28 protein-coding genes are annotated in these 26,345 nt (G+C 44.2%); 7 read left to right on the forward strand and 21 right to left on the reverse strand.

Translation table 11 applies throughout. The features are described 5' to 3' along the window. Window positions 1–43 precede the first annotated feature (43 nt). From Undi14_RS13275 to Undi14_RS13335, 13 genes are all read right to left on the reverse strand, one after another. Window positions 44–1,744, reverse strand: coding sequence for a methyl-accepting chemotaxis protein (locus tag Undi14_RS13275; RefSeq protein WP_200180762.1), 1,701 nt, complete (start codon window positions 1,742–1,744; stop codon window positions 44–46). Between the two features lie 62 nt (window positions 1,745–1,806). Next, entirely contained in the window at window positions 1,807–2,322 is a 516-nt protein-coding gene (locus tag Undi14_RS13280) for a chemotaxis protein CheW (RefSeq protein ID WP_186885545.1), read from the reverse strand. 32 nt (window positions 2,323–2,354) lie between these two features. Continuing rightward, window positions 2,355–4,409 (reverse strand): chemotaxis protein CheA, encoded by a 2,055-nt coding sequence (gene cheA, locus Undi14_RS13285; RefSeq protein ID WP_200180764.1) that lies wholly within the window; start codon window positions 4,407–4,409, stop codon window positions 2,355–2,357. A 36-nt stretch (window positions 4,410–4,445) separates the two neighbouring features. Then, window positions 4,446–4,811: a response regulator gene (locus Undi14_RS13290; RefSeq protein WP_186885547.1), complete on the reverse strand. Its 366-nt coding sequence runs from the start codon at window positions 4,809–4,811 to the stop codon at window positions 4,446–4,448. Between the two features lie 54 nt (window positions 4,812–4,865). Beyond that, a complete protein-coding gene (locus Undi14_RS13295) occupies window positions 4,866–5,414 on the reverse strand; it encodes a chemotaxis protein (protein WP_186897226.1) in 549 nt (182 codons plus the stop codon). 50 nt (window positions 5,415–5,464) lie between these two features. Further along, a complete protein-coding gene (gene motB / locus Undi14_RS13300) occupies window positions 5,465–6,394 on the reverse strand; it encodes a flagellar motor protein MotB (RefSeq protein WP_186885549.1) in 930 nt (309 codons plus the stop codon). 21 nt (window positions 6,395–6,415) lie between these two features. Continuing rightward, entirely contained in the window at window positions 6,416–7,276 is an 861-nt protein-coding gene (motA, locus tag Undi14_RS13305; protein ID WP_186885550.1) for a flagellar motor stator protein MotA, read from the reverse strand. A 137-nt stretch (window positions 7,277–7,413) separates the two neighbouring features. Then, window positions 7,414–7,818: a class I SAM-dependent methyltransferase gene (locus Undi14_RS13310; protein ID WP_186885551.1), complete on the reverse strand. Its 405-nt coding sequence runs from the start codon at window positions 7,816–7,818 to the stop codon at window positions 7,414–7,416. 431 nt (window positions 7,819–8,249) lie between these two features. Beyond that, window positions 8,250–8,804 (reverse strand): flagellar transcriptional regulator FlhC, encoded by a 555-nt coding sequence (gene flhC, locus Undi14_RS13315; protein ID WP_186885552.1) that lies wholly within the window; start codon window positions 8,802–8,804, stop codon window positions 8,250–8,252. A 43-nt stretch (window positions 8,805–8,847) separates the two neighbouring features. Continuing rightward, window positions 8,848–9,165, reverse strand: coding sequence for a flagellar transcriptional regulator FlhD (gene flhD, locus Undi14_RS13320; RefSeq protein ID WP_186885553.1), 318 nt, complete (start codon window positions 9,163–9,165; stop codon window positions 8,848–8,850). A 528-nt stretch (window positions 9,166–9,693) separates the two neighbouring features. After that, window positions 9,694–10,413 (reverse strand): DNA polymerase III subunit epsilon, encoded by a 720-nt coding sequence (gene dnaQ / locus Undi14_RS13325; RefSeq protein ID WP_186885554.1) that lies wholly within the window; start codon window positions 10,411–10,413, stop codon window positions 9,694–9,696. Continuing rightward, entirely contained in the window at window positions 10,413–11,822 is a 1,410-nt protein-coding gene (gene tilS, locus Undi14_RS13330; protein WP_200180766.1) for a tRNA lysidine(34) synthetase TilS, read from the reverse strand. The genes dnaQ and tilS overlap by 1 nt, the downstream gene beginning before the upstream one ends. Further along, window positions 11,819–12,793: an acetyl-CoA carboxylase carboxyltransferase subunit alpha gene (locus tag Undi14_RS13335; RefSeq protein WP_186885556.1), complete on the reverse strand. Its 975-nt coding sequence runs from the start codon at window positions 12,791–12,793 to the stop codon at window positions 11,819–11,821. Before Undi14_RS13335 ends, tilS begins: the two co-directional genes overlap by 4 nt. Before the next feature lie 546 nt (window positions 12,794–13,339). Here Undi14_RS13335 and Undi14_RS13340 point away from each other — a divergent pair. From Undi14_RS13340 to Undi14_RS13360, 5 genes are read left to right on the forward strand one after another with little or no spacing between them, the layout of a single operon-like run. Further along, window positions 13,340–14,371, forward strand: coding sequence for a tetratricopeptide repeat protein (locus Undi14_RS13340; protein WP_200180768.1), 1,032 nt, complete (start codon window positions 13,340–13,342; stop codon window positions 14,369–14,371). Continuing rightward, on the forward strand, window positions 14,371–15,633 hold the full coding sequence (locus Undi14_RS13345; protein WP_234030587.1) for a murein L,D-transpeptidase family protein: 1,263 nt from the start codon (window positions 14,371–14,373) through the stop codon (window positions 15,631–15,633). Before Undi14_RS13340 ends, Undi14_RS13345 begins: the two co-directional genes overlap by 1 nt. A gap of 13 nt (window positions 15,634–15,646) precedes the next feature. Beyond that, the gene (locus Undi14_RS13350) at window positions 15,647–16,309 is read left to right on the forward strand and encodes a peptidylprolyl isomerase (protein WP_186885558.1); all 663 of its coding nucleotides are present in this window, start codon (window positions 15,647–15,649) and stop codon (window positions 16,307–16,309) included. A 36-nt stretch (window positions 16,310–16,345) separates the two neighbouring features. Beyond that, a complete protein-coding gene (locus Undi14_RS13355; RefSeq protein ID WP_186885559.1) occupies window positions 16,346–16,834 on the forward strand; it encodes a peptidylprolyl isomerase in 489 nt (162 codons plus the stop codon). A gap of 19 nt (window positions 16,835–16,853) precedes the next feature. Continuing rightward, window positions 16,854–17,633 carry a UDP-2,3-diacylglucosamine diphosphatase gene (locus tag Undi14_RS13360; protein WP_200180770.1) on the forward strand — a complete coding sequence of 260 codons (780 nt, stop codon included), beginning with the start codon at window positions 16,854–16,856 and terminating at the stop codon, window positions 17,631–17,633. 26 nt (window positions 17,634–17,659) lie between these two features. Here Undi14_RS13360 and Undi14_RS13365 read toward each other — a convergent pair whose 3' ends face one another. Further along, entirely contained in the window at window positions 17,660–18,352 is a 693-nt protein-coding gene (locus Undi14_RS13365) for an ABC transporter ATP-binding protein (RefSeq protein WP_200180772.1), read from the reverse strand. Here Undi14_RS13365 and Undi14_RS13370 point away from each other — a divergent pair. Further along, a complete protein-coding gene (locus Undi14_RS13370) occupies window positions 18,351–19,001 on the forward strand; it encodes an arylesterase (RefSeq protein ID WP_200180773.1) in 651 nt (216 codons plus the stop codon). The two genes, Undi14_RS13365 and Undi14_RS13370, sit on opposite strands and share 2 nt — an antisense overlap. A gap of 3 nt (window positions 19,002–19,004) precedes the next feature. After that, on the forward strand, window positions 19,005–20,066 hold the full coding sequence (gene mnmH, locus Undi14_RS13375) for a tRNA 2-selenouridine(34) synthase MnmH (RefSeq protein WP_200180774.1): 1,062 nt from the start codon (window positions 19,005–19,007) through the stop codon (window positions 20,064–20,066). A gap of 5 nt (window positions 20,067–20,071) precedes the next feature. Here mnmH and ccoS read toward each other — a convergent pair whose 3' ends face one another. From ccoS to Undi14_RS13410, 7 genes are all read right to left on the reverse strand, one after another. After that, entirely contained in the window at window positions 20,072–20,215 is a 144-nt protein-coding gene (gene ccoS / locus Undi14_RS13380; protein ID WP_200180775.1) for a cbb3-type cytochrome oxidase assembly protein CcoS, read from the reverse strand. 2 nt (window positions 20,216–20,217) lie between these two features. After that, on the reverse strand, window positions 20,218–22,476 hold the full coding sequence (locus tag Undi14_RS13385) for a cation-translocating P-type ATPase (RefSeq protein WP_200180776.1): 2,259 nt from the start codon (window positions 22,474–22,476) through the stop codon (window positions 20,218–20,220). Between the two features lie 8 nt (window positions 22,477–22,484). Then, window positions 22,485–22,724 carry a heavy metal translocating P-type ATPase metal-binding domain-containing protein gene (locus tag Undi14_RS13390; protein ID WP_200180778.1) on the reverse strand — a complete coding sequence of 80 codons (240 nt, stop codon included), beginning with the start codon at window positions 22,722–22,724 and terminating at the stop codon, window positions 22,485–22,487. A 459-nt stretch (window positions 22,725–23,183) separates the two neighbouring features. After that, a complete protein-coding gene (locus Undi14_RS13395) occupies window positions 23,184–24,173 on the reverse strand; it encodes a S49 family peptidase (protein ID WP_370589954.1) in 990 nt (329 codons plus the stop codon). Between the two features lie 17 nt (window positions 24,174–24,190). After that, the gene (locus tag Undi14_RS13400) at window positions 24,191–24,556 is read right to left on the reverse strand and encodes a Rieske 2Fe-2S domain-containing protein (protein ID WP_200180780.1); all 366 of its coding nucleotides are present in this window, start codon (window positions 24,554–24,556) and stop codon (window positions 24,191–24,193) included. Window positions 24,557–24,571: 15 nt separating this feature from the next. After that, on the reverse strand, window positions 24,572–25,231 hold the full coding sequence (locus Undi14_RS13405; RefSeq protein WP_186885569.1) for an HAD-IIIA family hydrolase: 660 nt from the start codon (window positions 25,229–25,231) through the stop codon (window positions 24,572–24,574). A 92-nt stretch (window positions 25,232–25,323) separates the two neighbouring features. Beyond that, the gene (locus Undi14_RS13410) at window positions 25,324–26,289 is read right to left on the reverse strand and encodes an RluA family pseudouridine synthase (RefSeq protein WP_234030588.1); all 966 of its coding nucleotides are present in this window, start codon (window positions 26,287–26,289) and stop codon (window positions 25,324–25,326) included. Window positions 26,290–26,345 lie beyond the last annotated feature (56 nt).

A 26,345-nucleotide genomic window follows, 5' to 3' on the forward strand; every position in this document is an offset into this window, starting at 1 on the left:
AAAGAACACCCGGGTCCACATACGAACACGCATTAATTAAAAATCAAAACTCTTCCCATGAGTCATCTGCGGCAACCTTCTTAACATTGAAAGATTCTGTGTTTTTTGTTGCCGAAGGCAATGCCGCTGGTTTAACCTGATTTGGTTTGACTACCGATTCACGATATTGCGTAACAGGTCTGACCACTGGCTGCAGCGAATCAGACAATTTAAATACACTTACAGCTCTAGCCAATTCGACAGCTTGCTCCTCCATACTTTCAGCTGCAGCTGCCGCCTGCTCAACTAACGCAGCATTTTGCTGAGTCATTTCATCCATCTGAGTAATTGCCAGATTGACTTGCTCAATTCCAGCGCTTTGCTCCTGACTTGCAGCCGCTATTTCGCTCATGATATCGGCAACATGCTGGACGCTAGTGACGATTTCATCCATCGTTTTACCAGCCTCATCCACCAGCTTACTTCCTTGATCAACCTTATCAACCGAGTCGTCAATCAAGGATTTAATTTCTTTTGCTGCGCCAGCACTGCGTTGCGCTAAATTTCTCACTTCAGCAGCAACAACCGCAAAGCCTCGCCCTTGCTCCCCCGCCCTGGCTGCCTCAACTGCGGCATTCAACGCGAGAATATTCGTTTGAAAAGCAATCCCATCAATAACACCAATAATATCGACAATTTTTCTCGAACTGTCTTTAATTGATCCCATGGTATTCACAACCTGACCGACAACAGCCCCACCTTTAACTGCAACACCGGTCGCAGATACGACCAACTGATTTGCCTGCCGCGCATTGTCTGCATTTTGCTTCACAGTACTTGTCAACTCTTCGATAGAACTGGCAGTTTCTTCCAAAGAACTCGCTTGAGATTCAGTGCGTTGGGAAAGATCTGCATTTCCGGACGCGATTTCCTGAGCAGCAAAAGTAATTGTTTCGGTTCCTTCCCTAACTTTGCCAACGGTTGCGGCCAAGCTGCTGTTCATGTTTCTCAGCGCGAGCAGTAGCGACGAGACCTCATCACTACCTGCAACAACAACATCACTACACAAATCACCGCTGGCAACTGTTTCAGCCAAACCAAGCGCTTCAGATAAAGGTTTAGTGATGCTGTTAGTCAGTATCCACGCGATCAATGCACCTATACCGAGCGCAAAAACCAGAATCACGTAAAGAATGTAAGACAACTTTTTAGCTGCAGAGTCTGCACGATCAAATGCCTGAGTAGCGGCGACGGCCTGTAGCTCAACCAACTTATTGATTTCAATAATTTGTTTATTACTAATTGGGTCTAAAACCGTTGCAATTATTTTTACTGCCCCTTCAGCGTTAAAAGCCAAAGCTTGACCGACCGCATCTTTAAAAGGGCCTGAGGCTTCTTTATCTAATTTAGCTATCTCGTCAACGATCTTTTTTTCATCATCGCTTAATCCTAAAGCTGAAATTTTCTCTTTTGAATCATCGTATAACTTACGCTGTGCCTTAACTCGTCCTTCTTCTTTTTGCATCTCACCGACGTCCGATTGGATACCGATATTACGCATTGCAATACCACTTTCATAAAGCGAGCTTTTCATCAGATTAGCCAGTGCCTGCTTTTGGTTTGCCAGGCGCAAGTTTTCCGACATCTCTTTACGATTCGACGCATTCAATGCATTGACCAGCAACATCACCGCAACAATACCACCGAGAATAAGGGCAAATCCTAAAGCTAAACGAGTACCAATCTTCAAATTACGTAAATTCACAACTATCTCCCTGATAAACAGTTATTCTGTTTTTATTATGATCTTAAAGAAAAATTTACTACCTAAGCTAATTGATCGACGAGTCCCATTTCTGGGCTAGACATCAATTTATCTATATCGACCAGAATCAGCATTCGATCTTCTAACGTCCCTAAACCAATCAGAAAATCAGTGCTGAAGGTCGTTCCCATTTCTGGCGCAGGTCTGACCTGACTCGGCAATAAGGTTGTGACATCTGACACACTGTCCACTACCATCCCAACAATTCTGCCTTCAATGTTTAAGATGATGACAACTGTAAACTGATCATAAGTCGGGCTTCCCAGATTAAACTTAATTCTCATGTCTACAACCGGAACGATAATTCCTCGCAGATTAATCACGCCCTTCAAAAATTCGGGCGCATTTGCAATCCTGGTGACCGCTTCGTACCCACGAATTTCCTGGACTTTTAAAATATCAATGCCGTATTCCTCATTTCCCAGGGTAAACGCAAGAAACTCATTGCCCGCGACATCAGAATTCCCTTCGTGAGCGGAAGATTTAGTTTCGTTGGCTAATTGTGTCGATTGTGACATTTTCAATCCTTTATTTACGTTTCTAACTATGACTATCTATTTGACCGGAGCAACGCAGAAACATCCAGAATAAGAGCAACGCCTCCATCGCCCAAAATTGTTGCGCCAGAAATTCCCGGCACTTTTTTATAATTTGACTCAATATTTTTAACAACGACTTGTTGTTGCCCCACCAAATCATCAACAAATAAAGCTGCTTTTTTCCCATCCACTTCAACAATGACGAGGATACCTTCTGACGGATTAAGAAATTTAGGCGTTAAATTGAAGCGCTGATAAAGAGGAACTAAGGGTAAGTATTCATCTCTGACCTTAACAACTGTTCCTTTACCACTAACCTCTTTGACATCTACTGCAGCAGGTTGCAGCGATTCGACAACAAAACCAAGTGGTAATATGTATATTTCATCACCGAGCTTAATTGACATCCCGTCCAAAATCGCTAATGTCAACGGTAACGAAATAGTTATGGTAGTGCCCAGCCCCATCGCAGAACGAATATCAACAACACCTCCCATCGCAGAGATGTTTCTCTTAACGACATCCATACCGACACCACGTCCGGAAACATCTGTCACAATTTCTGCTGTCGAAAATCCTGGAGCAAAAATAAGTTGCCATACGTCAGAATCTGACATCGAATCCGGCGCCACTAAGCCATTTTCACGAGCCTTTGAAAGTATTCTTTCGCGATTCAGTCCGCCACCGTCATCACTCACTTCTATGACAATATTTCCACCCTGATGTACGGCAGACAGAGACAATTTTCCAATTTCACTTTTACCACTTTGCGTTCTGATTGCTGGTATTTCTATCCCGTGATCGATACTATTTCGCACCAAATGCGTCAAAGGATCAACGATTCTCTCGATCAAACCTTTATCCAGCTCAGTCGATGCCCCGTGGGTAATAAAATCGACTTTTTTACCTAGCTTTGTCGCAAGGTCTCTCACCATGCGTGGGAAACGAGAAAAAACATAATCCATCGGCATCATGCGAATTGACATGACTGCCTCTTGCAGATCACGCGTATTCCGCGTTAAGTGCGCGACACTCCCCAATATGCGCTCGTGAACGATAGGATCTAACTCCTGTGTTCGCTGCTCAAGCATCGCCTGAGTAATGACAAGCTCGCCAATTAAATTAATGAGCTGATCGACTTTCTCTATTCCCACACGGATTGTTGAAGTTTCTTGAGAGGCAATATGCTTTTCTGCGTCTTTCTTTACTGAACTTTTCTTCTCAAGATGATTTACAGACGAAGCAATACTGTTAGCTTGCATTACCAGTTCAGTGGCTTTATCTGAATCCGAAGCGGACTCTAAAGGAGGGAACATAGAATCAAGTGGCTCAAAAAAGCCGTACCCCAATTCATCCTCAGTTTTCTCCTTATTTTTTTGGGTAGCTTGCGTAGAGAGTGGTACTTCTGTAACGGTAAAGCAATCCGGATTCAGAATAAATAAGCAAATAGAAACGATATCGTCAGCTGCTTCATTCGTGCTCAGATAAAAAATAGTTTTATCTGATTCAGCTTCGATCTGAGAAATCGATCCAAGCAACTCCAGCTCAACTTGTAACGCCTTTGCATCGTTCTCACTCAAACCTGTCATTGCAATTTTGAATGCAGATTTATATTCAGTATTATCCAACTCGGTAACCGGAGTTGGTGGAGGTGGGACAGGAGCGACAACTGGCACAGCCTCATTTGAAAAAGATTGCAACAGCATTCTGGCGTCACCAACGGCATCCTGATCCACCGGGGTGCCAAGCCGATGACCGTTCACCTGCATTTTCAAAATATCTTTTGCAATAAGAAATGCATCAACGTGCTCAGCAGTCAACGCCATTTCACCTTTTCTGATTTTATCTAACAGGGATTCTAAAACATGAGTCACTTCACTCATGTCATTGAGCCCAAAAGTAGATGCTCCTCCCTTTATTGAGTGAGCTGTACGAAAAATAGCATTTAAGTCCTCTGGCTCAGGGGACAAAACATCGACGGCAAGCAGCAGCTTTTCCATTTCGGCAAGAAGTTCATCCGCCTCGTCAAAAAAGACTTGAAAAAACTGACTCATGTCAATCGTCATTATTAAACTCCGGGATATACATTAATAAACTGAAAATCAGCCTATTACTTTTTTAACGACTTCTGTGAGCTTTTGAGGATCAAAAGGTTTTACCAACCAACCGTTTGCACCAGCTGCACGTCCTTTAGATTTCATGTCATCGCTAGACTCGGTGGTCAACATCAGAATTGGCACTCTTTGGTAAGTGGCCAATCCTCTTAACGATTTGATTAAAGTCAACCCATCCATTCTTGGCATATTCTGATCAGTTAAAACAAGATCCACTACTTGATTTCTGGCCTTTTCAAGGCCATCTTGCCCATCAACCGCTTCAATTACCTGATACCCGGCAGCCTTTAAACTAAATGCAACCATCTGCCTCAATGAACCAGAGTCATCTACCGCTAAAATCGTTTTGGCCATAATTACTCCATTTTTCGAATTAAATGCAACATACCTGAAAGCCCGAAGTGCAACTTAAAACAGCTCAACATCTCCGCTTTCCAAATGTTTCTGATGAACTGCCTTTCTCAACAAATTCTGCAGATCAGCGCTTTGTTTTTCGAGTCGGGAGGTGGTTTCTTTCAAAAGACAAGCGATATCATCACTGTCAATATCCAGTGTGACATCTCCCCCAAATAAGCCTAATGTTGTTAACACTTCTCTAAGCCCCTCACAGCGTTGCATCGTTCGGGAAAGTAATTGACTCGTCATGTCCTGAAACTGCAAACCAGTTACTGCAGCGTTAACATGGGTAGCAATTTCAATTTGAATTGTTTTCAATCTATCGCTTGTGGCGTCAGAAATCAGACCCGAATTAATGATCAGTTGAATTTCTTCTTGCTCCTTCAAAATCGCAGAGTGAAGCGCAAAAAAACTGGCACTAAGTTTTTCAATAGCCTCACCGAGCAAAATTGCCGTTTGCGCCAAGTCGGTTTCAACCTCAGAAAGATGGGCGTTTCCATGATCCGACACTCCCGTTAACAACTGCTTTACCTGAGAACTCAACAGTTTCTTTTCGGACATCTTAAGCATCCTCTCTGCATAATTTTTCAATGGCTAAGTGCAATTAAAAGTTACTTTGCAGACTTAACAGAAACTTCAGCGCTTGAATCTGCCTGATTTACCACCTCAACAGCACCACCATCCTGCGATGCAGATTCTTCAGCTTTCTTATTCATCACAATAATACTAATCCGCCGATTAATCGGATTGAGTGGGTCTTGCTTGTCAAATAAAACAGACGAGGATAAACCCACAACCCGCAAAACCTTAGACTCGTCCATTCCTCCAAAAATCAACTCGCGCCTGGATGCATTCGCCCGATCAGCTGATAACTCCCAGTTGCTATATCCCTTTTCCCCCAAGCCATAAGGAGCCGAATCGGTATGTCCAGACAAACTGATTTTATTCGGTACCTCATTTAACGCTTTACCTATCTCATGCAAGATCTCTTTTGTATAAGGTTGCAATTCAGCTTTTGCCAATGCAAACATTGGGCGATTCTGCTCATCAACCATCTGGATACGCAAACCCTCAGTGGTTATATCCAGCAGTAACTGCTTTTTATACATTTTCAACGTGGAATTGGACTCAATTGCCGCTTCGATTTTTCCCTTCAAAGCTTTAAGCCTATCTGCATCAGCTTTTGCTAACGCAGCCTCGGCAGCCTGAAGGTTATACGAGCGCTTCTGGGACTCGATATCACCTTTACGGTTCTGCCCCTCACGCAAACTAAGATCCTTCCCCCCACCTTTAATTACGCTCGAGCTATCACCACTACCATCACCGCCAGCCATTGCGACTTTTAGCGGAGTCTGAAAATATTCAGCAATACCTTGCAAGTTTCCCTTTGCCGTAGATCCAAGAAGCCACATAAGGAGAAAAAATGCCATCATTGCGGTCACAAAATCAGCATAGGCAATTTTCCACGCGCCGCCATGGTGGCCGCCACCAGACTTTTTAATCCGCTTTACTATTATCGGCCGCAGCTCTTCATTTGCCATTGGAAAACCTTGCTAGACTCACTATTTTGACTTCGATTGTTTTATATGCTCTTCCAACTCACTAAAAGTTGGCCGCTCTGTTGAATATAAAACTTTGCGCCCAAACTCAACTGCCAATGCGGGGGCATAACCATTCAAACTGGCGAGCAAAGTTACTTTTATGCATTGAAAAGTTTTTGATGACTCCTCCAATTGCTGCTCCAGCAAACTTGCAAGCGGTGCCACGAATCCATAAGCAATCAAAATACCCAAAAAAGTCCCAACCAAAGCATGCGCAATTAAAATTCCTAATTCAGCAGGAGGAATACCTACAGATTCCATGGTATGTACCACACCCATCACCGCAGCAACAATACCGAAGGCCGGTAAGCCATCTCCCAATCTAGCGATAAAATGAAAAGGCATTGCACCTTCGTGGTGGTGCGTTTCCAATTCATTATCCATTAGATTTTCAATCTGAAAAGCATCCATATTTCCTGACACCATCAATCTTAAATAATCACAGATAAATTCCATCATGTGATGATCATGAACAATTGAGGGGTATTTACTGAACAACGGACTTTCTTCTGGTTTTTCAATATCGCCCTCGATCGACATCAACCCTTCTTTCCGCACTTTTGTCAGCACATCAAAGAGCATGGTCATCAGCTCCATATACAGAGCTTTTGAGTATTTGGATCCCTTGAAAACGTTTGGCAACGTCTTAATTGTTGCCTTCAAATTCTTAGCGTTATTTCCTACAAAAGAAGCACCAAGAGCAGCCCCACCAATCATAAGTAACTCTAATGGCTGAAATAAAACAGCAAGATGCCCACCTGCTAGCGCATAGCCACCAAACACCGATCCTAAAATTACAATATAACCAACAATAACTAACACGGAAATTTACTCCCTGACTGGAAAATTACGCTCAAATATCTTACGTCAATCATATCAGCCCAACTAATAGGAATCATCAGAAATTGATGTAAATCTATGCAGAAATGATGTTTCTTTTAAAGAATTTACTCTAGACATCACATTTGCCACACATACAATATCTCCCCTTTTTCACTCACTTGAATTTCGAAACTCGGGGGCTCACCATCAATAGGAAACTCGTAACTCATAAAAATACTTCCAGGCACCATTTCATATTGCACCTTTTTCCAAATTTCTGACATCACTACTGGCGACAAATAAGCAAAAACAACATCAAATTTTTCAAAATTTAAATATTCGTAACTCCCAAGTTGAAATTTGACGTTTTGACGACGTAAGATTTTTGACCTTAGAAAACTAAACAGCCAGGGAAATGAGGAAATTTCAACGCCAGTTAACTTCCAATCCGGTCTGGCTTTAGATAAATCAATAATCAAGCCGCCCAAACCACTTCCCGCATCAAGCAGCCGCAACTTTTCTTTATCAGAGAAAAATTCCAAAAGCCTTTCAGACAATGACGAGTGGGATGGAAAATATGGCACCCTTGTAGTGAGAGTAGTGCCGAAAACAAAAAAAAGAAAAAGAAATATAACCAAGCTAAGCGCAGATGAAATCTGCAGATACAAACCGAGGAAGATAAAGATGGGAAAGATGAATGCAATAACATTCCACCACCACTCAAATTTAAGCAGAAGTGAAATTAGGAGAGACAGAAATGAATGAAATAAAAGAAGAAGAAGAAATGTGAACGGACTAAATACGTATCCGTAAAAATTTTTGACAATGATCGCAAAAGAAAAGCAAACGACGAACGATAAAATCTGAACTAGTAGCGCCTTTAGTAAAGGATATCTGGTCTGAGCGCTTGAAGGACTATGGCTATTGTGACTAACACGCAATGCCTCCAAAGCAACTCCTATTTAATTAATTATTAAGCCACCATCTCCAAAGGAATGTCAGCCTCTCTCGTTTTTTTAGTTTTACCTGCGCGGGAGGGAACATGACACAGCCCACACTTATAATGATTATTCAAATCCAATGAATGTGCAACAAAATGGCCACCGCATTCAGAACATTTTGCAAATGTTAGCATTTTCCCTTCGAAAAACCGGACCAAAGTCCACGCTCTCGTCAAAGACAGCACAGCGTCGTCAGGCGATACACAACCAACCTGTTCAAGATAAAGCCGATAAGATTTAACAACAGCTTCAATACCGGAAACTTCAGCATGCTCATTCAAATATTTATAGATATTCATAAATAACGATGAGTGGATATTTGGTTGCCAAGTCGTAAACCAGTCCGTTGAAAATGGAAGCATTCCTTTCGGAGGAGACACACCTTTCAGCTCTTTATAAATCTTTAAGAGCCTCTCACGAGAGAGTGACGTTTCAGACTCCAATAATTGCAAGCGAGCACCAAGATTTACTAAATCTACCGCTAATTGAATCTCTGATGCTTCATTCAAAACACTTTTGCTAGCCATATCAACCTCTCGTCATTACTTAAAAGATACTCAACACACAGTTTTAATGAATTTCTTCGACAGGCTGACCTGCCATTAAAATCGCTGCGTGAGAATGAGCGAGAGAACGCTCTTTATTATAATTAGTGAGCATGCAAAGAATCGAGCTGTCTTCAAAACGAAATCTTGCCAACATCATATTGGACCCTGCCAGCTTTAGGATTTGTGAATTATTCAAACCCTCAATTAAGTCAGCAATTTCCTTACCTATCCCAAGGCGGAAAATGGCAGTTGCCTTATCAGCACGAATCATTTGCTGAGCAAGCATTAAGTAACTCAAGTTTGCATCACGTATTTCAGCCATCATGTCGTTCTGTGTCATTTTCCTACCCTCCAATACATGTTCAAAGGCGAAGTATCTTGCCGTTGAGATACATTGTGAGTGACCACAAATTTCGGGTGTATAGGAAAAAAAAAGGTATTTAGATGAAGGAAAAACAGAAGGAGCTCGTAAGACAAATTCTTACAAGCTTTATTTTTTGAATTTATGTCGATTTTTTATTTTTTAATTTCAAGAAAGCTAAAACAAGCTTAAAAACTAAAATTCTATAAAAATCAAATACTTATTGAAGTTAAACGCTCCGAATTAACTGAGCTCAATACCATTAACGGCAGCATTTTTTAAAACTTTAGGGTAATTAGAAAATAAATTTAAAAATATTTTCTGCTTGTTTTACTAACGGCAGCATCAGAAAAAACTTTAATTATTTTTGGATTTTTTTAAAGTTTTTTCTGTTTTTGTGCAATGTCGCAACAAACTGCCTAGATTTGATGTGGAGAACCCACGAAAAGGAAGGTAAAAATACAAAACAAATATAACGAAATAGCAACGGCTTATTTATATTTGAATCTATACAGGCGGACTTCGCCATACACAACTCTGTTTTAACTGCTTATCCAAACCAGATAAAAGTGTTTCGTGCTCAATTAACTCATCAGATGACGCCATCTTAAGAATGACTTCGTCGATAGGAATATCCACAAACACAACCTCTTCAATTACCGATTTCTCTTCAACAGGTAAATCGATTTCAAAACTATTCTGCCCTCGGGACATCGCCAAAAATACGTCAGCCAAAAGCTCCGCATCAAGCAGCGCTCCATGCAACTTTCGGTGCGAATTAGAGATTTCGTAACGATCACATAAAGCGTCGAGAGAATTCCGCTTTCCCGGGTGCAGCTCTTTAGCCTGAACCAAGGTATCAGTAACGATTTCGACATAATCTGTAAACAGCCCCAGACCGACCCTGGCAAACTCAGCATTTAGAAAAGAGATATCAAATGGCGCGTTGTGAATAACAATTTCAGCACCTTTAATATATTCACAAAACTGATTGATCACTTCAGAAAATTTAGGCTTATCACTTAAAAATTCCGTGGTTAATCCATGCACTGCAAGCGCACCCTCTTCAGAGTCACGCTCGGGATTAATATATTGATGATAATTATTACCGGATAATTTCCGATTAATTAACTCAACACAGCCGATCTCAATAATTCTATTGCCATCGCGCGCACTTAAACCAGTTGTTTCCGTATCTAAAACAATTTGCCTTAAATTCTTTTCCATCACATGGATACCTTATTCGATTGTTCTGCAACCCACTTTAATAAAATCCGGCTTCCACTCCCTTGCGAACAGAAGCTGGACTGCATCCCTACCCCTGCAGCGAATATAAGTTGATCTCCAATTGATACGAAAGGTAGCTGCTGCCTTACCCAAAACGGGATTTTTAAGGATTGATAGTGACTTTTCATATCGCGGGTAGATCGATTTTCTGCCAACTTGAGACGCTCGCCACCTCGGCGAAAATGAAGCTCAAGTGACCGCCCTTTTAACCACTCACAATCAACGCCAAAATCTGAATATTGAAAATACAAAGTACCACCCATGCCTGGGAACTCTAACTTATCTTCCCCTGACCATTTAAATACCTCAGACTTTTCCGATCGATCCTGCTCATCCAGTCTGGAGGTTGCATAGATTCTGTCTCGGTATCGATGTATCGCCAAATTATCGTGGAAAACTGTAACGCGGGCATCATCACGCGCATCGAACAATTGCTTGAGTATCTCCGTCAACCTCGAGGTAGTTGGCATTCTTGACCGTAGCCTTGCAAACCACAGTCGCAACAAATTATTAACACGCTCAGGCGACAGCGAACGAATAGACTGCAAACTTAATCCATCATTATCCGAACAAGTACTTAAATCATGTCCGGCTAGATCCTCCAGCAATATACGCGTGGATCGCATGTGCGTTGCTGTTCTTGCTATACGTTTAGAAAACCCAGGTGACACCTCCTCCAACATGGGCATCACTTTATGTCTTAGCGCGTTTCTCAGAAATCGTGCGTCATCATTTGACTCATCGTGTATGTGTAAAATATCGCGCGAATCAACAAATTGCTCTAAGTCGCCCCTGGTTTCTTGCAACAAAGGACGCATTAACATCAGGGTGCCGACACCAAGCAAACTCTCTGCAGTGTTAAATCGATCCATCCCTGACAACCCTGCAACACCAGAACCTCTCAACATCTGCATTAAAAGAGTTTCGGCCTGATCATCCTGATGATGAGCCGTCAGGCAGAAATTGATCTGGTGCTCTTGGCAAATTCGCCCAAGAGCCTGATAACGGGCACTTCGTGCACTGCTCTCTACTCCCTCTTTTTTAGTCACATCGAGCGTGACTTTTTTATATAAAAAAGTCACGTTATGTGCAAGACATACTGATCGACAATGCTCAAGCCATGAATCAGCATTTGTGCTGAGTCCATGATGTATATGAATTGCAACCAAGGGAATTTTACGGAGACGACAATACTCAATTGCCAGCATAAGGAGGGCGGAAGAATCAAGCCCGCCACTAAATGCAATAGCCATCCCGGGGACTGACTCAACTCCTAACTCTGAAAAGTAGGAGTCCAGTACTTCAGAGAAGCGGTGCGTTAAAACACCGCTGTTACCACGTTGATTCATTCAGAAATCTTTGTTTCCTTAAATTTACCATAACTCATCAGTTTTTCATGGCGAGCGCTAAGTAAATCTTTAGTTTTAACGCCCTGGAACTGGCGCAGTGTATCAGCCAGTGCACGCTTAACCAGAGAACACATCTGCTTAGGATCTCTGTGCGCACCACCCAGTGGTTCATTAATAATTTTGTCGATTAATCCCATTGCCTTTAACCGGTGAGCTGTCAGTCCCAGTGCCTCTGCGGCATCAGACGCTCGGTCAGATGTTTTCCATAAAATAGAGGCGCATCCTTCAGGAGAAATAACGGAATATGTCGCATACTGCAACATCAATACTGCATCGCCAACAGCTAAAGCCAAAGCACCACCAGAACCGCCCTCACCAATAATTGTTGTGATCAGCGGCACTTTCAGCTCAGCCATGACATACAAATTATGTCCGATTGCTTCCGATTGACCACGTTCTTCCGCATCAATCCCAGGCCACGCACCGGTAGTATCAACAAAAGTGAAGACAGGAATGTCAAATTTTTCTGCCAGCTTCATCAAGCGCATGGCTTTACGGTAGCCTTCGGGTTTTGGCATACCAAAATTACGCATGGCCCGCTCTTTTGTATCGCGTCCTTTTTGATGACCGATGACCATGCAGGACTGCCCATTAAAACGAGCTAAACCACCAACAATCGACTGATCATCAGCGAAGCTACGGTCACCGTGTAGCTCATGAAAGTCTGTAAATACGTGGTTGACGTAATCCATCGTATATGGACGCTGAGGATGACGAGATATCTGCGATACCTGCCAAGGAGTCAACTTTGCATAAATATCTTTAGTCAGCATCTGACTTTTTTTGGAAAGCCGGTCAATCTCTTCGGAGATATCAACAGCAGAGTCATCCTGTACGAAGCGCAACTCTTCAATTTTAGTTTCGAGCTCAGCTATTGACTGCTCAAAACTCAGGAATGTCGTTTTAGTCATCGTGCCTCCTTAAATCCACACGAGTTGAGAAAATTCTTACGGATTGACGAAGTCAATATATATATAGTTCACCTGCATAGATCGCTTGCCGCGTTGAAGCCCTCGTGCGCTATAACTTCAATCTGCCCGCAACCCCACAATACAAAATCAGTTGATGGAATAACTTTGCAAATAAATAATCAGGACTTTCTCAAAGAAATGCCGTAAATATTCAAACGGAGCAGATTAAATATCAAAATTGCCCATTCTGTCCAGCATCCGTTCAATCTCAAACCAAATCAACAGATAAATACTGTCTTCGTCTGTTATCTGCAGCTATTTCCCTATCGATAAAACTCAGACTTATTCGAAATAGGCGGAATATTCAAAACATAAGGTATTCCATTGTGACCAAAAATAAAGATGAACTCACGAATATCTTATGTTTGCTCGAGCAAAAGCCCAATAAGCACACTTATTTGATAAGATGACGCTTACGTATAGCTTTAGTATAACATTGCCGCTCTTATGTTCAGTCAATCTCAGATAAATCCAAGCCAGAACGCCATGCGCCAAATCTTAAAAAGTGTTTTCGTCATATCAAATTTATCTTTCGCCTTATTCTCCGCCCCCTCCTTCGCTGACGATGCAGCCGATGTCGGAAAATTGCTTCGCGCAGGCCAAATATCTGAAGCACTTCAAAAAGTAGACGGTGCCCTGGCCGTTCGCCCTAAAGACGCTCAAATGCGTTTTTTAAAAGGCTTGATTCTTACTGAACAAAACAAAAGCGCTGAAGCAATTAATATTTTCACCAAGTTAACTGACGACTATCCGGAATTGCCTGAGCCATATAATAATCTTGCTGTTTTATATGCAGCATCAGGACAATATGATAAAGCCCGGGCATCTTTGGAAATGGCAATCAGAACAAATCCTACGTATGGCACAGCGCACGAAAATTTAGGTGACGTCTACGCGAAGTTAGCCAGCCAAGCTTACGACAAAGCGCTGCAACTGGATTCGGGAAACGCCACTGCCAAGTTAAAACTGACCTTAGTTCGCAATCTGGTTGGCAATACCACCGGTGGAACAAATCCTAAAACAAGCCCGTCGCCAGCAATACAAATTGCACAGGCTGCGTCTGCGAAGGCACCAGTCGCCAGCCCAACAAAGCAGGCAACTGCGCCAGTAAAGGCCGAACCAGAACCGGTTAAAGCTGAAACAACAAGCAAATCAAAAGCGTCACAGATCCAGGACAAGGATGAAGATGACGTGATGAAAGCCATTGAAAATTGGGCAAAGGCCTGGAGCAACAAAGATACCAACGCCTATCTGGCACACTATGCCAAAGATTTCCAGACACCTAAAGGCGAATCGCGAAAAGCATGGGCAGAGGAAAGGCGCGAGAGAATTGAAGGCAAAGGTCGCATCAGCGTAAAAATTGAAAGTGCCAAAGTCAACATCGACGGCAACAATGCAACTGTTAAATTCCGCCAGATATACACCTCTGACCGCCTGACTGCCAACAGCCGCAAAACCATCAACATGACGAAGCAAGATGGTAAATGGCAAATTAAGCAGGAGCGCGCGGGTAGCTGATGTTTTTCGCTGTCAATAGAAATGCTTCGGTCGTCAACATAGCCACGAAGCGGGTTGTTTGCGCCCTTCTTATCTACTGTATTTCAATCTGCATCGTTACATTTGATGCGATGGCCAGAACGCGCCCGCAAAAAATGCCTTCTGAACAAATTTCAAGTACAGCGAATCCTGACCAGCTTTTAATTGAAGTTTATAAAAGCCTTGCAGAAAATAAGCTTCAGAACGCTCAAGTTAAAATTGACGAGTTAATCGACGCCTATCCCCACTTTCAGTTAGCGCACCTGATCAGGGGTGACTTGTTACTCATGCACACCCGCCCGGTAGCCAGTTTTGGAGCGGGGGCGAATGTTCAGGGTGAAAAATTAAAAGAACTACGCGATGAAGCTGCTGCGAGAATCAGATCTTTTCGGGAACGCCCGGCTCCAGACTTGCTTCCAAGACCAGTTATTCAGCTACGTGAAGATCAAAAGCAAGTGATTCTCGTCGACGCAAAAAAATCTCGCTTATATCTCTACGAAAACAATGCGGGACAACTCCGGCTTGTCAGTGACCATTACATCAGTCAGGGTAAATTTGGTACAAATAAATTTAAGGAGGGGGATCAAAAAACCCCGCTCGGAGTTTATTACATTACCAGCCGCTTATCCGGAAGCAAGCTTCCCGACTTTTACGGCCCGGGAGCACTTCCTCTAAACTATCCTAACGAATGGGATAAAATTAATGGTCGCAGTGGTTCTGGCATCTGGCTACATGGTATGCCCTCCAGTAGTTTCAGCAGACCGCCGTTAGCATCAGATGGCTGCGTCGTACTGACGAATCCAGATTTTTTAAAAATCGCTGCATCGGTAGATATAGGCAGAACTCCGGTCATCATCAGTGAGCACGTTGAATTCGTCAATCAAGCAAAATGGAGTCTTGACAAACAGTTTGCGGCAAAGTTACTGGAAGACTGGCGCCTTGATCTTGAAAGCCAGAATGCCAACCGGATTTTTGCAAATTACTCGAGAAATTTCAGGGCAAATCAAGGGGAAGATTTAAACTCATGGTTTTCCAAACAAAGACAAACATGGGATAGCTGGGTTACTCCCATTGTTAAAGTGAAGGACGTGACTCATTTTATTTATCCAGGCAAAGATGAAATGATAGTCAGCACCTTCACACAAGAAGTTACCTCAGGAAAAGCCAGGGCCAGTACCAGAAAAAGGCAATACTGGAGGAAAGAAGCAGCCAAATGGCGAATTGTGTATGAAGCGAACGTATAACAGGCGAAAAAAAATGACATCCTTGTACAAAAAAATTTCTGGTTTTATTTTTGCTGGTGTAACTTTATTCAGTTCACAGCTTTTAATGGCCGAAGAGTTACCCAAAGTCTCCATAAAAACCAGCATGGGAGAAATCGTGGTGGAACTTTATCCTGATGCTGCCCCCAATACCGTAGACAACTTTCTGAAGTATGTTAAAGCCGGACACTACAAAGGAACGATTTTTCATCGTGTCATCAATGACTTCATGATCCAGGGTGGTGGCTATGATAAAAATATGAAGGAAAAGCAAACACGCAAACCTATTCCTTTAGAAGCACGTCGCGCCTTAGATAAGGGTCTGAAAAATGAGCTGGGTACTATTGCTATGGCAAGAACCGAAGATCCAAACTCTGCGACAGCGCAATTTTTTATTAATGTAAAAAATAACGAATTTTTAAATCACCAGATATTGCCAGACGGTGATCCCGTAGAGTTCAACTACCGTGGCAATATGGTTAAAGCACCAAGAAACAAAGCCTTGCTCGCGACTGCTGGTTACACACCGTTCGGCAAAGTCATCAAAGGGATGGATATTGTCGACAAAATCAAAGCCGTAGAGACCGGCGACGCGCACATGATGCAAAATGTGCCTAAGCAAAACATCATCATTGAATCTGCAAGCATTGTTAAATAATCTTCTTTCATCTTCACTTCATTACCAAGGAATATCATGGCTGTCATTCTGACTACAAATTTAGGCGCTATCAAAATCGAACTGGATGCAGAAAAAGCACCGAAGACCGTTGCTAATTTCATTGCGTATGTTGAATCCGGTCACTATGCAGGTACTATTTTTCACCGCGTCATCGATGGCTTTATGATTCAAGGTGGTGGCTTCGAACCCGGCATGAAACAAAAAGAAACGCAAGCACCAATCGAAAATGAAGCTAACAACGGACTCAAAAACCAGCGTTACTCGATCGCGATGGCGCGTACCGGCGCACCGCATTCTGCATCCGCTCAGTTTTTTATCAATACAGCCAATAACAGCTTTTTAGACTATCCAGGTCAGGACGGTTGGGGTTATTGCGTTTTCGGTACAGTAACAGAAGGCACCGATATCGTTGATAAAATCAAAAGCGTAAAAACCTCACGCTCAGGCATGTTCCAGGACGTGCCAGTTGAAGACGTGATCATCGAAAAAGCAGAAGTGGTCTAAATAAAAGCTTCGCAACACAGTGAACTCTCAGCAATCACAAAAACTAGCGCAACCGGAATTGGTTGCGCTGTTTGTTTCCGATATCCACCTGTCTCCCGCCCTGCCAAAGACAACCAGTGCCTTTCTGGCTTTTCTGAGGCAAAAAGCAACGCAAGCAAAACAGCTCTATATTCTTGGCGACTTATTTGAATACTGGGTCGGCGATGATGACATTGCAGATGACTACAATCAAAAGATCGTGACTGCGCTGGAAGTTCTGACTACGTCAGGCGTCGAGCTATTCTGGATCGCCGGAAACCGGGATTTTTTAGCAGGCAGTCTTTTTGCAGAAACGACCGGTGCCAAACTCCTTCCAGATCCCAGCACGGTAAGCATTGCCGGGCTTAATATCGTTATTTGTCATGGTGATGCTCAATGCACCGACGATACTGACTATATAAAATTCCGGACTATGGTGCGCAATCCGGAGTGGCAAAAACAATTTCTGAGCAGACCGTTATCTGAGCGAAAATTGATTGTTCAAAGCATGCGTATGAACAGCAAAAGCGAACAAGCAAAAAAAGATAGCGACATCATGGATGTCAATAGTGAGGCCATTGCAAAGCTGTTCGAAGCGTCAGCTTGCTGCATCATGATTCATGGACACACGCACAGACCCGCACGACACCCAGAAACGGGCAAATATCGTTATGTACTGCCGGACTGGGATGTTGATACAAACAAGCACAGAGGCGGATGGCTCGGCATCTTTGACGATGGAAAAATAATCCTATCTGACCTCAACGGTCAGGAAATATAAGGAACAGTTATTTCCTGACCACCCGGTTATTCGTTCACCAAATGCCCGGCTGAAATCTTCAATGTTCTGCCGCACCTCGCCGCAATCGACAAATCATGCGTGACCAATACCAGAGTTGAATGTCGTTCACGATTCAACGTGAACATCAATTGAATAATCGATTCGCCCGTCTGCGCATCGAGACTACCTGTTGGCTCATCCGCAAATAAAAGCGGCGGCTCAGTCACAAAAGCGCGCGCCAGCGCCACGCGCTGCTGTTCGCCTCCGGACAAGTACTTTGGATAATGCAGCAGGCGTGCAGCAAGCCCTACTCTATCGAGCATCGCCTCTGCTTTTTCTTTGGCTTGTTTATCGCCACGCAACTCTAACGGCAGCATCACATTTTCAAGTGCAGTCAGATGCGCCAGTAATTGAAAAGACTGGAAAACAAAACCCAATTTCTCCTTACGAAATCTGGCGCGCTCATCCTCATTTAAGGAAAACAGGTTAACACCATCTAACAACACCTGACCTGAACTCGGCACATCTAGCCCGGCGATAATACCAAGCAAGGTAGATTTACCAGAACCAGATGCACCAACTATCGCAAGCGTCTCCCCCGCATGCGCGGTAAAATCAATACCATTCAGTATCGTTAAATGGCCAGTCGCATCATCGACCTGCTTAACAATATTTTTTACTTCAATTGCTACTTTTGCTGATTCTTTAGGATGTGTCATGCTGTCTTTTCGATCTGTGTACCAATTTTTATCTGCACTGTTAAAAATAGTGTTTGTTGTCAGTTTGGGAATGACGACTGTGCACGCTCATTCTGCATCAAAAACCATACTCGTGCTCGGGGATAGCCTCTCAGCCGAATATGGCTTGGCGAGAGGAGAAGGTTGGGTCAGCCTGATGGAAAAGCAACTGGCTGAAAAGAAAATAAGTGCACAGGTTATCAATGCAAGTATCAGCGGAGAAACCACTATCGGAGGAAAAACCCGACTCCCGTCTTTAATGGAAAAACATCATCCGGACATTGTGATCATCGAACTCGGCGGCAATGATGCCTTGCGCGGCTTGTCATTGAAAGCATCCGAAGATAACTTTCGCGCCATGATTACCTCCGCAAAAAAAGAAAAGGCACAAGTAATCCTTACCGGCATGCAAATACCGCCAAATTATGGGAAAGAATACGCGCAGAAATTTTTCTCTTTATATTCCATGCTGGCCACCGAACAGAAAATCGTACTGGTACCCTTCCTGCTACAAGGCGTCGCCGATTCAAATGATTTTTTTCAGGCAGACAGAATCCATCCTGTAGCAAAAGCACACCCTATTATCCTCAATAATGTCTGGCCACGTCTTTACCCATTACTCAGAAAATAATTTATGAAATACCCTGAGGTCTGTTTTTTTGATGACATCGTATCCGACTTACATCAGTTTGATTGCATCATTGATGTCCGTAGCCCATCCGAGTTTGCTGAAGATCATATTCCTGGTGCCATTAATTGCCCGGTTCTGAATGACGAGGAAAGAATCCGTGTCGGCACGATGTACAAGCAAGTCGGCGCATTTGAAGCCAAACGCCTTGGCGCAGCGCTGGTGGCGATCAATATAGGAAATCACCTGACCCATCTATTTCAGGATAAGCCAAAAGAATGGCGCCCACTGATTTACTGCTGGCGCGGAGGTAATCGTAGCGGTTCAATGGCGCACATTTTTTCCAGAATCGGCTGGCCTGCAGCGCAGCTACATGGAGGCTACAAAGCATATCGCCAGCATGTTAACGAAAACATTCCGCTTCTCGCGCAAGGAATCAACTGGAAGGTTTTATGCGGGCCAACCGGTAGTGCTAAAAGCCGACTACTGGCGGCACTGAATAGCGTTGGGCAACAAGTGCTGGATTTGGAAAAATTTGCTTGTCACCGAGGGTCAGTACTGGGTGATATTCCGAATGAAAAACAACCCTCACAAAAACATTTTGAAAGTCGCATCTGGGAAACTTTACGCAAGATCAATAAAACTCAACATGTATACGTCGAAGCCGAAAGCAAGAAAGTTGGCAATCTGCGGGTACCGGATTCTATTATGGAAGGAATCAGAGCCGCAGCATGCCTCTCTCTGAAACTCGACATCCGGGAGCGGGTTAATTTACTCGTGGAAGATTATGCACACTTCGTTATTGATACGGAACATCTGGGTCAGCAATTAGATTTTTTAACCTCGATACATGGCAAAGAAAAAATCACTCAATGGAAAACACTTGCATCTCAGCATGACATTCAGACGCTGGTGCGGAAATTACTTGAGGAACACTACGATCTGGCATATCACAAATCAATTAACAAAAATTTTTCTCAGTTTATGGCGGCTCAGAAAATCCACCTGCACGGAATTGATGACAAGAGTATGCAAGAGGCAATCAGAAATATCGCCGCTGAAAAATGATCCGATCAGCCTTCGACATCGTCCAGAATGCGCTGTCCTTCCTGATCCAGCTCGTCAAACTGACGATGATTCACCGCCCACCAGAATAAGGCACCAATTGCAAAAACAAGTACAAGACTTACAGGTATCAGCAAATACAAAATATCCATAATTAATTCAAGGTCTCCGTCATCACAAATTCTGGCTGCGGTAAAAGATATAAACGCAGTGCATTTAAAACGACTAACAGCGAGCTCAAAGACATGCCTAATGCCGCATGCCAAGGTTCCAGCCAGCCGATGATAGCAGCAGGAATCGCAATCAGATTATAAAGAACTGCCCATGCCAGATTTTCCCGGATTAAGCGGAATGCTTTGTTCGCGACAACAAACCCAAAGGTAAGGTCATTTAATCGGTTTGACATGAGTAACAAATCACTTCTGGTCTGAGAAATCGGTGCGCCTTGCCCCATTGCGACAGCCACATCTGCAATCGCCAGGACTGGCCCGTCGTTCATGCCATCACCCACCATCACAACCCGTGCACCATCTGCCTGAAGCTTTTGCACTACGTTGAATTTGTCACGCGGACTCAAACCAGAATGGGCTTCAGTGATTCCACATTGCTGCGCAACCGCCATCACCACATCATCTCTGTCACCTGACAACAGCACTATTTTTTTTCCGGCAGCCTTCAGTTTTTGTATTGCTTCAACAGCATCATCGCGCAAGACATCTGCCATGGCAAACAACAAAATCACACCCTCTTTATCTGCCAGCATTGACAGTGTTTTGTTCACACAAGCAGCAGGCGCAAAAAAATCGGTATGTGTTATCTCAGACACAAAATCCGCATTGCCGAGGCGATAGAGCCTACCGCAGATCTCCGCCTCCACGCCACCTCCAGCGATTTCTTGCAACATCGCTGAGTTCATAGCTGACGACTGTGCATGTTGCGCAGCTAAACTGTCTGCAATGGCCTTTGCGGCAGGATGTGTAGAGCCGGAAGCCATAGCAAATGCAATAGCCTCAGCCTGTACATGCTCCCGTAAAACCATCGTATCGGATACACGTAACTTACCGACTGTGAGCGTACCGGTTTTATCAAAGACAAAGTGTGTCGCTTCCGCCATTGCCTGTATCGCCTTACCATTTCTGATCAGCACGCCATTTTTTGCCAGCAACCCAATTGCAGCTGACATGACACCAGGCGTCGCCAAAGATAAGGCACAAGGGCAAGTCACCACAATCACACTCACGGCTATCCATAGTGCCCTGGACGAGTCTATGTAAAACCATCCGATCGCAGTGAAAGCAGCAATGATCAGGATAATTGTTAAAAAGCGGCTGGCGTGTTTATCTGCCAGTAAAACGATAGGAGGTTTTTCCGTTGCAGCATTTTCCATCAGGCTGATCAGCGTCGATAATTGCGTATCGCTACCAACCTTTGATGCCTGCATCGTCAGGGTGCCAGTCAGATTGATTGCTCCTGCAATTAACTGATCACCAACGGCCTTAACGACAGGATGGGACTCCCCCGTCATCAAAGCCTCGTCACATTCGCTACGCCCTTCCAGCACAACACCATCGGCAGGAATTTGCTCTCCGGGCGCAACTAACAGATAGTCACCCACCTGCAAGTCTGACGCACTCACAGTTTGGGTTCGTCTGCTGTGTGGGTAATTCGTCATTCTTTGTGCGGCTACTTCTGTCAGTTGCGTCAGCACGCGCAAGGCCGCCGTCGTTTTCTTTTGCACCAGGCTTTCGATCAGCCTCGCACCAAGCAACAGAAAAACAAACATGATGGCCGAGTCATAATAAACAGCTCCGCCTTCAAAAGTTGCCCAGACACTTGCGAAAAACGTCAACAAGATTCCTAACGATACAGGCACATCCATCCCAATATGACGGTTACGTAAATCACGCCAAGCCGACTTGAAAAATGGCATCGAAGAAAAACCTATCACTGGCACCGCGATCAGCATGCTCGCAATTTTCAGTAATTTATCCAGATCAGGCGTCAGATCTCCATCCACTTGCGGAACCGGAACAAGGTAAGCAGGAAACGCATACATCATGATCTGCATCATCGCAAAACCGGCAACAAATAAACGCCAGATCGCTAATTTATTTTCTTTCTTTTCAGCTTCATCTGTGTCGTAACTGACCGGTAACGCGCCGTAACCAAGCTGGACAATCGAGTTAATGATATTTTTGAGATTATTCTTATCCGCCTGCCACGCCAGCTCGGCGCGATGACTCGCGGCATTAATCTTGAATGCAGTGACACCAGGAAGCTGACGGACACGAAATTCGATCAGTTGCATGCATGCGGCACAACGCATGCCGGACAAGCTGAGTTTTTCATGCTGCAGCTGCTTACTTTCTGCAGACTCTGCAGGGAATGCGGGAGATTGGTCAACACCAGACATGAATGTGATTAAGTTTCCGTTTGAACGGACTTCGCTTTTAAATATTCTGAAATCATATTGTTCTGCTCAACAGTCCGCAGAATAGCCAGGCAACCATGACAACAAACCGGCTGCTCTTTCCCATTGAATTTGACGTAAATAGCCTTGTTCTTACGCATTTTCTCACCGCAATGATAGCAATCAATCTTCTCAGCGCTGTGCTGCGCCGGAGAAAACAGAGCTAATAAGTGACTGAAGGTTATTGCCATGGGAAATTAGAATTCAAAGCGGTATTGTGAGCTATCTTACATTAAATGGCATATTACCGATTGATTTGACGCAACGCAGAAAGGGACTGAAGCACTGATGCTGAAGAAAGACAGGTTGCACGACTTAAAAATTAAAAAAGACGGCAGCATTGCACTACCGTCTTTTAAGTTTAAGCCCTGAAAGGTGAGGATTCCTAGAAACCTCTGATCCATGTCTAAGATGGAAATAGCAATTCAAATTGTCATCCTTCTACTTCGCACAAAACCGGCACAACGATGAAGTCCGGATCTCAGAGAACAACGAACATGGAAACGAAATATTGTCTATATCGACCTCCTGTTTTGAACCAGCTACGTACCCAATATAAATGAAGCGGAAAAGATAGAAAAGAAAATTAAAACTATGTATGCCGGAAGACAGATTTAAAAAACCAACTAAACAAAATAGATCAATTCAGATCAGCGTATTGATAGACTATTGCTCTTTAACAGAGAACTGACTGCACTGCTTCCTACAGAGGCGCCAAATTTTTTCAAAACACGTTCAGGCAAGCCTTCTTTCTGCGTGTAATCAACGATATCTTCAGCCTTGATCACATCTCGTGAAACAGACTCAACTGTACCAAAATCGTCAGCCAAGCCCATCTCAACAGCTTTGCTACCGATCCAGAATAAACCGGAAAAAGTTTCCGGTGTTTCCTTCAGACGTTTACCTCGTCCTTTGCGAACAACATCAATAAATTGCGCATGAATTTCGTTCAACATGGCTTGAGATAATTCTTTTTGTTTTTCGGTCTGTGGTGAATAAGGATCCATAAAGCCTTTATTTTCACCTGCCGTCATCAGGCGGCGCTCAACACCGACCTTACTCATCAGGCCCGTAAAACCAAAACCATCCATTAAAACACCGATGGAACCAAGGACACTAGCTTTATTGACATAAATTTTATCGGCAGCTGCGGCGATGTAATAGCCGCCAGACGCGCAAATCTCATCCACTACCACATACAGCTTTTTGTCTGGATAATGCGACCGTAAGCGGACAATCTCGTCATTGATCATGCCAGCCTGAACCGGGCTGCCACCGGGACTGTTAATACGCAATATCACACTCACTGATCCAGCATCGGCAAATGCGCGATTTAATGCAGGAATCACGTCTTTAGCACTGGCACTGCCACCAGCATCAATTTCACCATCAATTTCAACCAAGGCGGTGTGATGCCCCAGATTTTCCGTCTGAGCATCTGAAAAACCGGAAAAATAGTAAAAGCCGCCAAGAATAAGCAGAAGAAAGGTGAATTTAAAAAATATTCCCCAACGACGTCGCAATCGCTGCTCACGCAGAGACTCGAACAGCAGTTTCTCTAAAACTGTCCTATCCCAGGATGCAGATGCATTTTCTACACTGTCAGCTGGCTTTTTTTCAAACAACGGGTCGTTCATCATCTTACCTTTGTATTCTTTCAGGCAATTACAGGCTGAATATAATCATCCGGATGCCAGTAAACCGTTCCATCCGACTCGCTGACCTCAATTTTCCTGAGCCGACTCCCGCGGCAAGGTCCGCCGGAGCAATATCCTGTTTCTGGCTGATAAATTGCTCCATGCGTTGCACACATAATGAATAAGCCGCTGGATTCAATAAACTCACCCGGATTCCAATCCAGCTCAACCGGCACATGAGCGCAACGATTCAGGTAAGCATGCACTTCATCGGCGTAGCGAATGACGAAACCAACGGCATCGTCACTGCCTGCTGTCAGCGGAAAACGCACCCCTTTTCCACCGTTGATCAGTTCTTCAGATTGACAGATTGCAATAGATTTCATTCAACGCGACTCCACTCAGGCATTTTCTCTGAGCCATTGATGTAACTCTGCTACGGTCTTTGCTGAATACAGAGGATTGAAACCAGACAGTAAATGCGCGTCGTGTGCGCCATACTCAACAGCAACGGCTGCTGCACCGGCGTTATTTGCCATTTGCAAGTCATGGGTGGTATCACCGACCATCAGTGTGCGTTGCATATCCTGCCCTAATTCTCTGGTCAGCTCTTGCAGCATCGCCGGGTGCGGTTTGGAGAACGTTTCATCAGAACAGCGTGTCGCATCAAACAAGGATGTCAGCTCTGCCGTATGTAACGCCCGGCTCAGGCCAACACGGCTTTTTCCGGTTGCGACCGCCAAAAAATAACCATCCTGAGACAATTCATTGAGCATATCGCGCACACCATCAAACAACGGCAACTCATGATCTTTTAACAAATAGTGGTAACGATAACGCTCCACCATGCGCGGATAGTATTTCGGATCAACATCGGGAACCGCAGCTTTCATCGCCTCAAGAAGCGATAAGCCGATCACATACGCTGCCGAATGATCGCCAGGTATGGGCAAGCCCAGATCTTTTGCTGCCGCCTGAATACATTTGACGATGGTGGCAGTACTGTCCATGAGGGTGCCATCCCAGTCAAACACGATAAAATCAAATTGCTTTTTTGCCATATTAAGAATGAACTCCCCGCCATTTCAGGTGGGGACTGATGTTGCTTGTGAGTACCTCGATCATACCATTAATAAACGTTCAAGTTTTTCTGCTACGCCTCCAGGCTGCGCAGAAAGTGTTCGCACTCTTCCGGAAGCCGGGCATTGACTGTCATCTGTTTGCCGGTCTCGGGATGCGTGAAAGTAATCTGATGAGCATGCAAGAACATACGCTTGAGGGCGCCACGTGTTGCCGTCGCCTTCTGCAATGCTTTATTTAAAGGAAAATCCCCGTATTTATCGTCGCCAGCAATCGCAAACCCACTGGAAGACAAATGCACACGAATCTGATGCGTGCGCCCGGTTTTTAATTCTGCCTCTAGCAAAGCAAATTCTTTAAACTTCTTTTTGAGTGTAAAGATCGTGTGGGATGCCATGCCATCCGCCTGCACCCGGACACGTCGCTCACCATCAGCCGTGGTGTATTTATGCAAAGGCAACTTCACATGTTGCCGGGCATTTTTCCAGTCGCCCGAGACCAGCGTGTAGTAACGCTTATCGGTCAGGCCATCACGCATCTGTTCATGCAAATTTGTTAAGGCTGTCCGTTTTTTTGCGATCAGCAGAATGCCGGATGTTTCGCGGTCTAGCCGGTGCACCAGCTCCAGAAACTTGGCATCTGGCCGCGACGCCCGTAATTGCTCGATCACGCCATAACTGACGCCTGAACCACCATGCACCGCAACCCCCGCAGGCTTATCGATGATCAGCAGATAATTATCTTCAAACAGAATCGGGAACTCAAGTTTAGGAACAACTTGCGTCGATTGTTCAGCCATGCGTATAGGAGGAATACGGACAACATCCCCCTCCACCAGTCTGTATAACTGATCTATACGTCCTTTATTGACGCGCACTTCTCCAGAGCGCAATACACGGTAAACGTGACTTTTTGGCACGCCTTTACATATACGTAAGAGGAAATTATCAATCCGCTGACCAGCCTCTTCTTCAGAGATTGTCAGGAGCTGTACTCTGGGCGCAGAAGCTGAAGGCTCATGCGGGGGCATAGTTTGCATCTGTTTTTGATGCCTTCCCCCATTAATTATCGCTAAGTCCTTCATTTTGAATATAT

Origin of the sequence: Undibacterium sp. 14-3-2 (assembly GCF_016595265.1) — a bacterium.
In the GTDB taxonomy this organism is placed as follows: domain Bacteria; phylum Pseudomonadota; class Gammaproteobacteria; order Burkholderiales; family Burkholderiaceae_D; genus Undibacterium; species Undibacterium aquatile.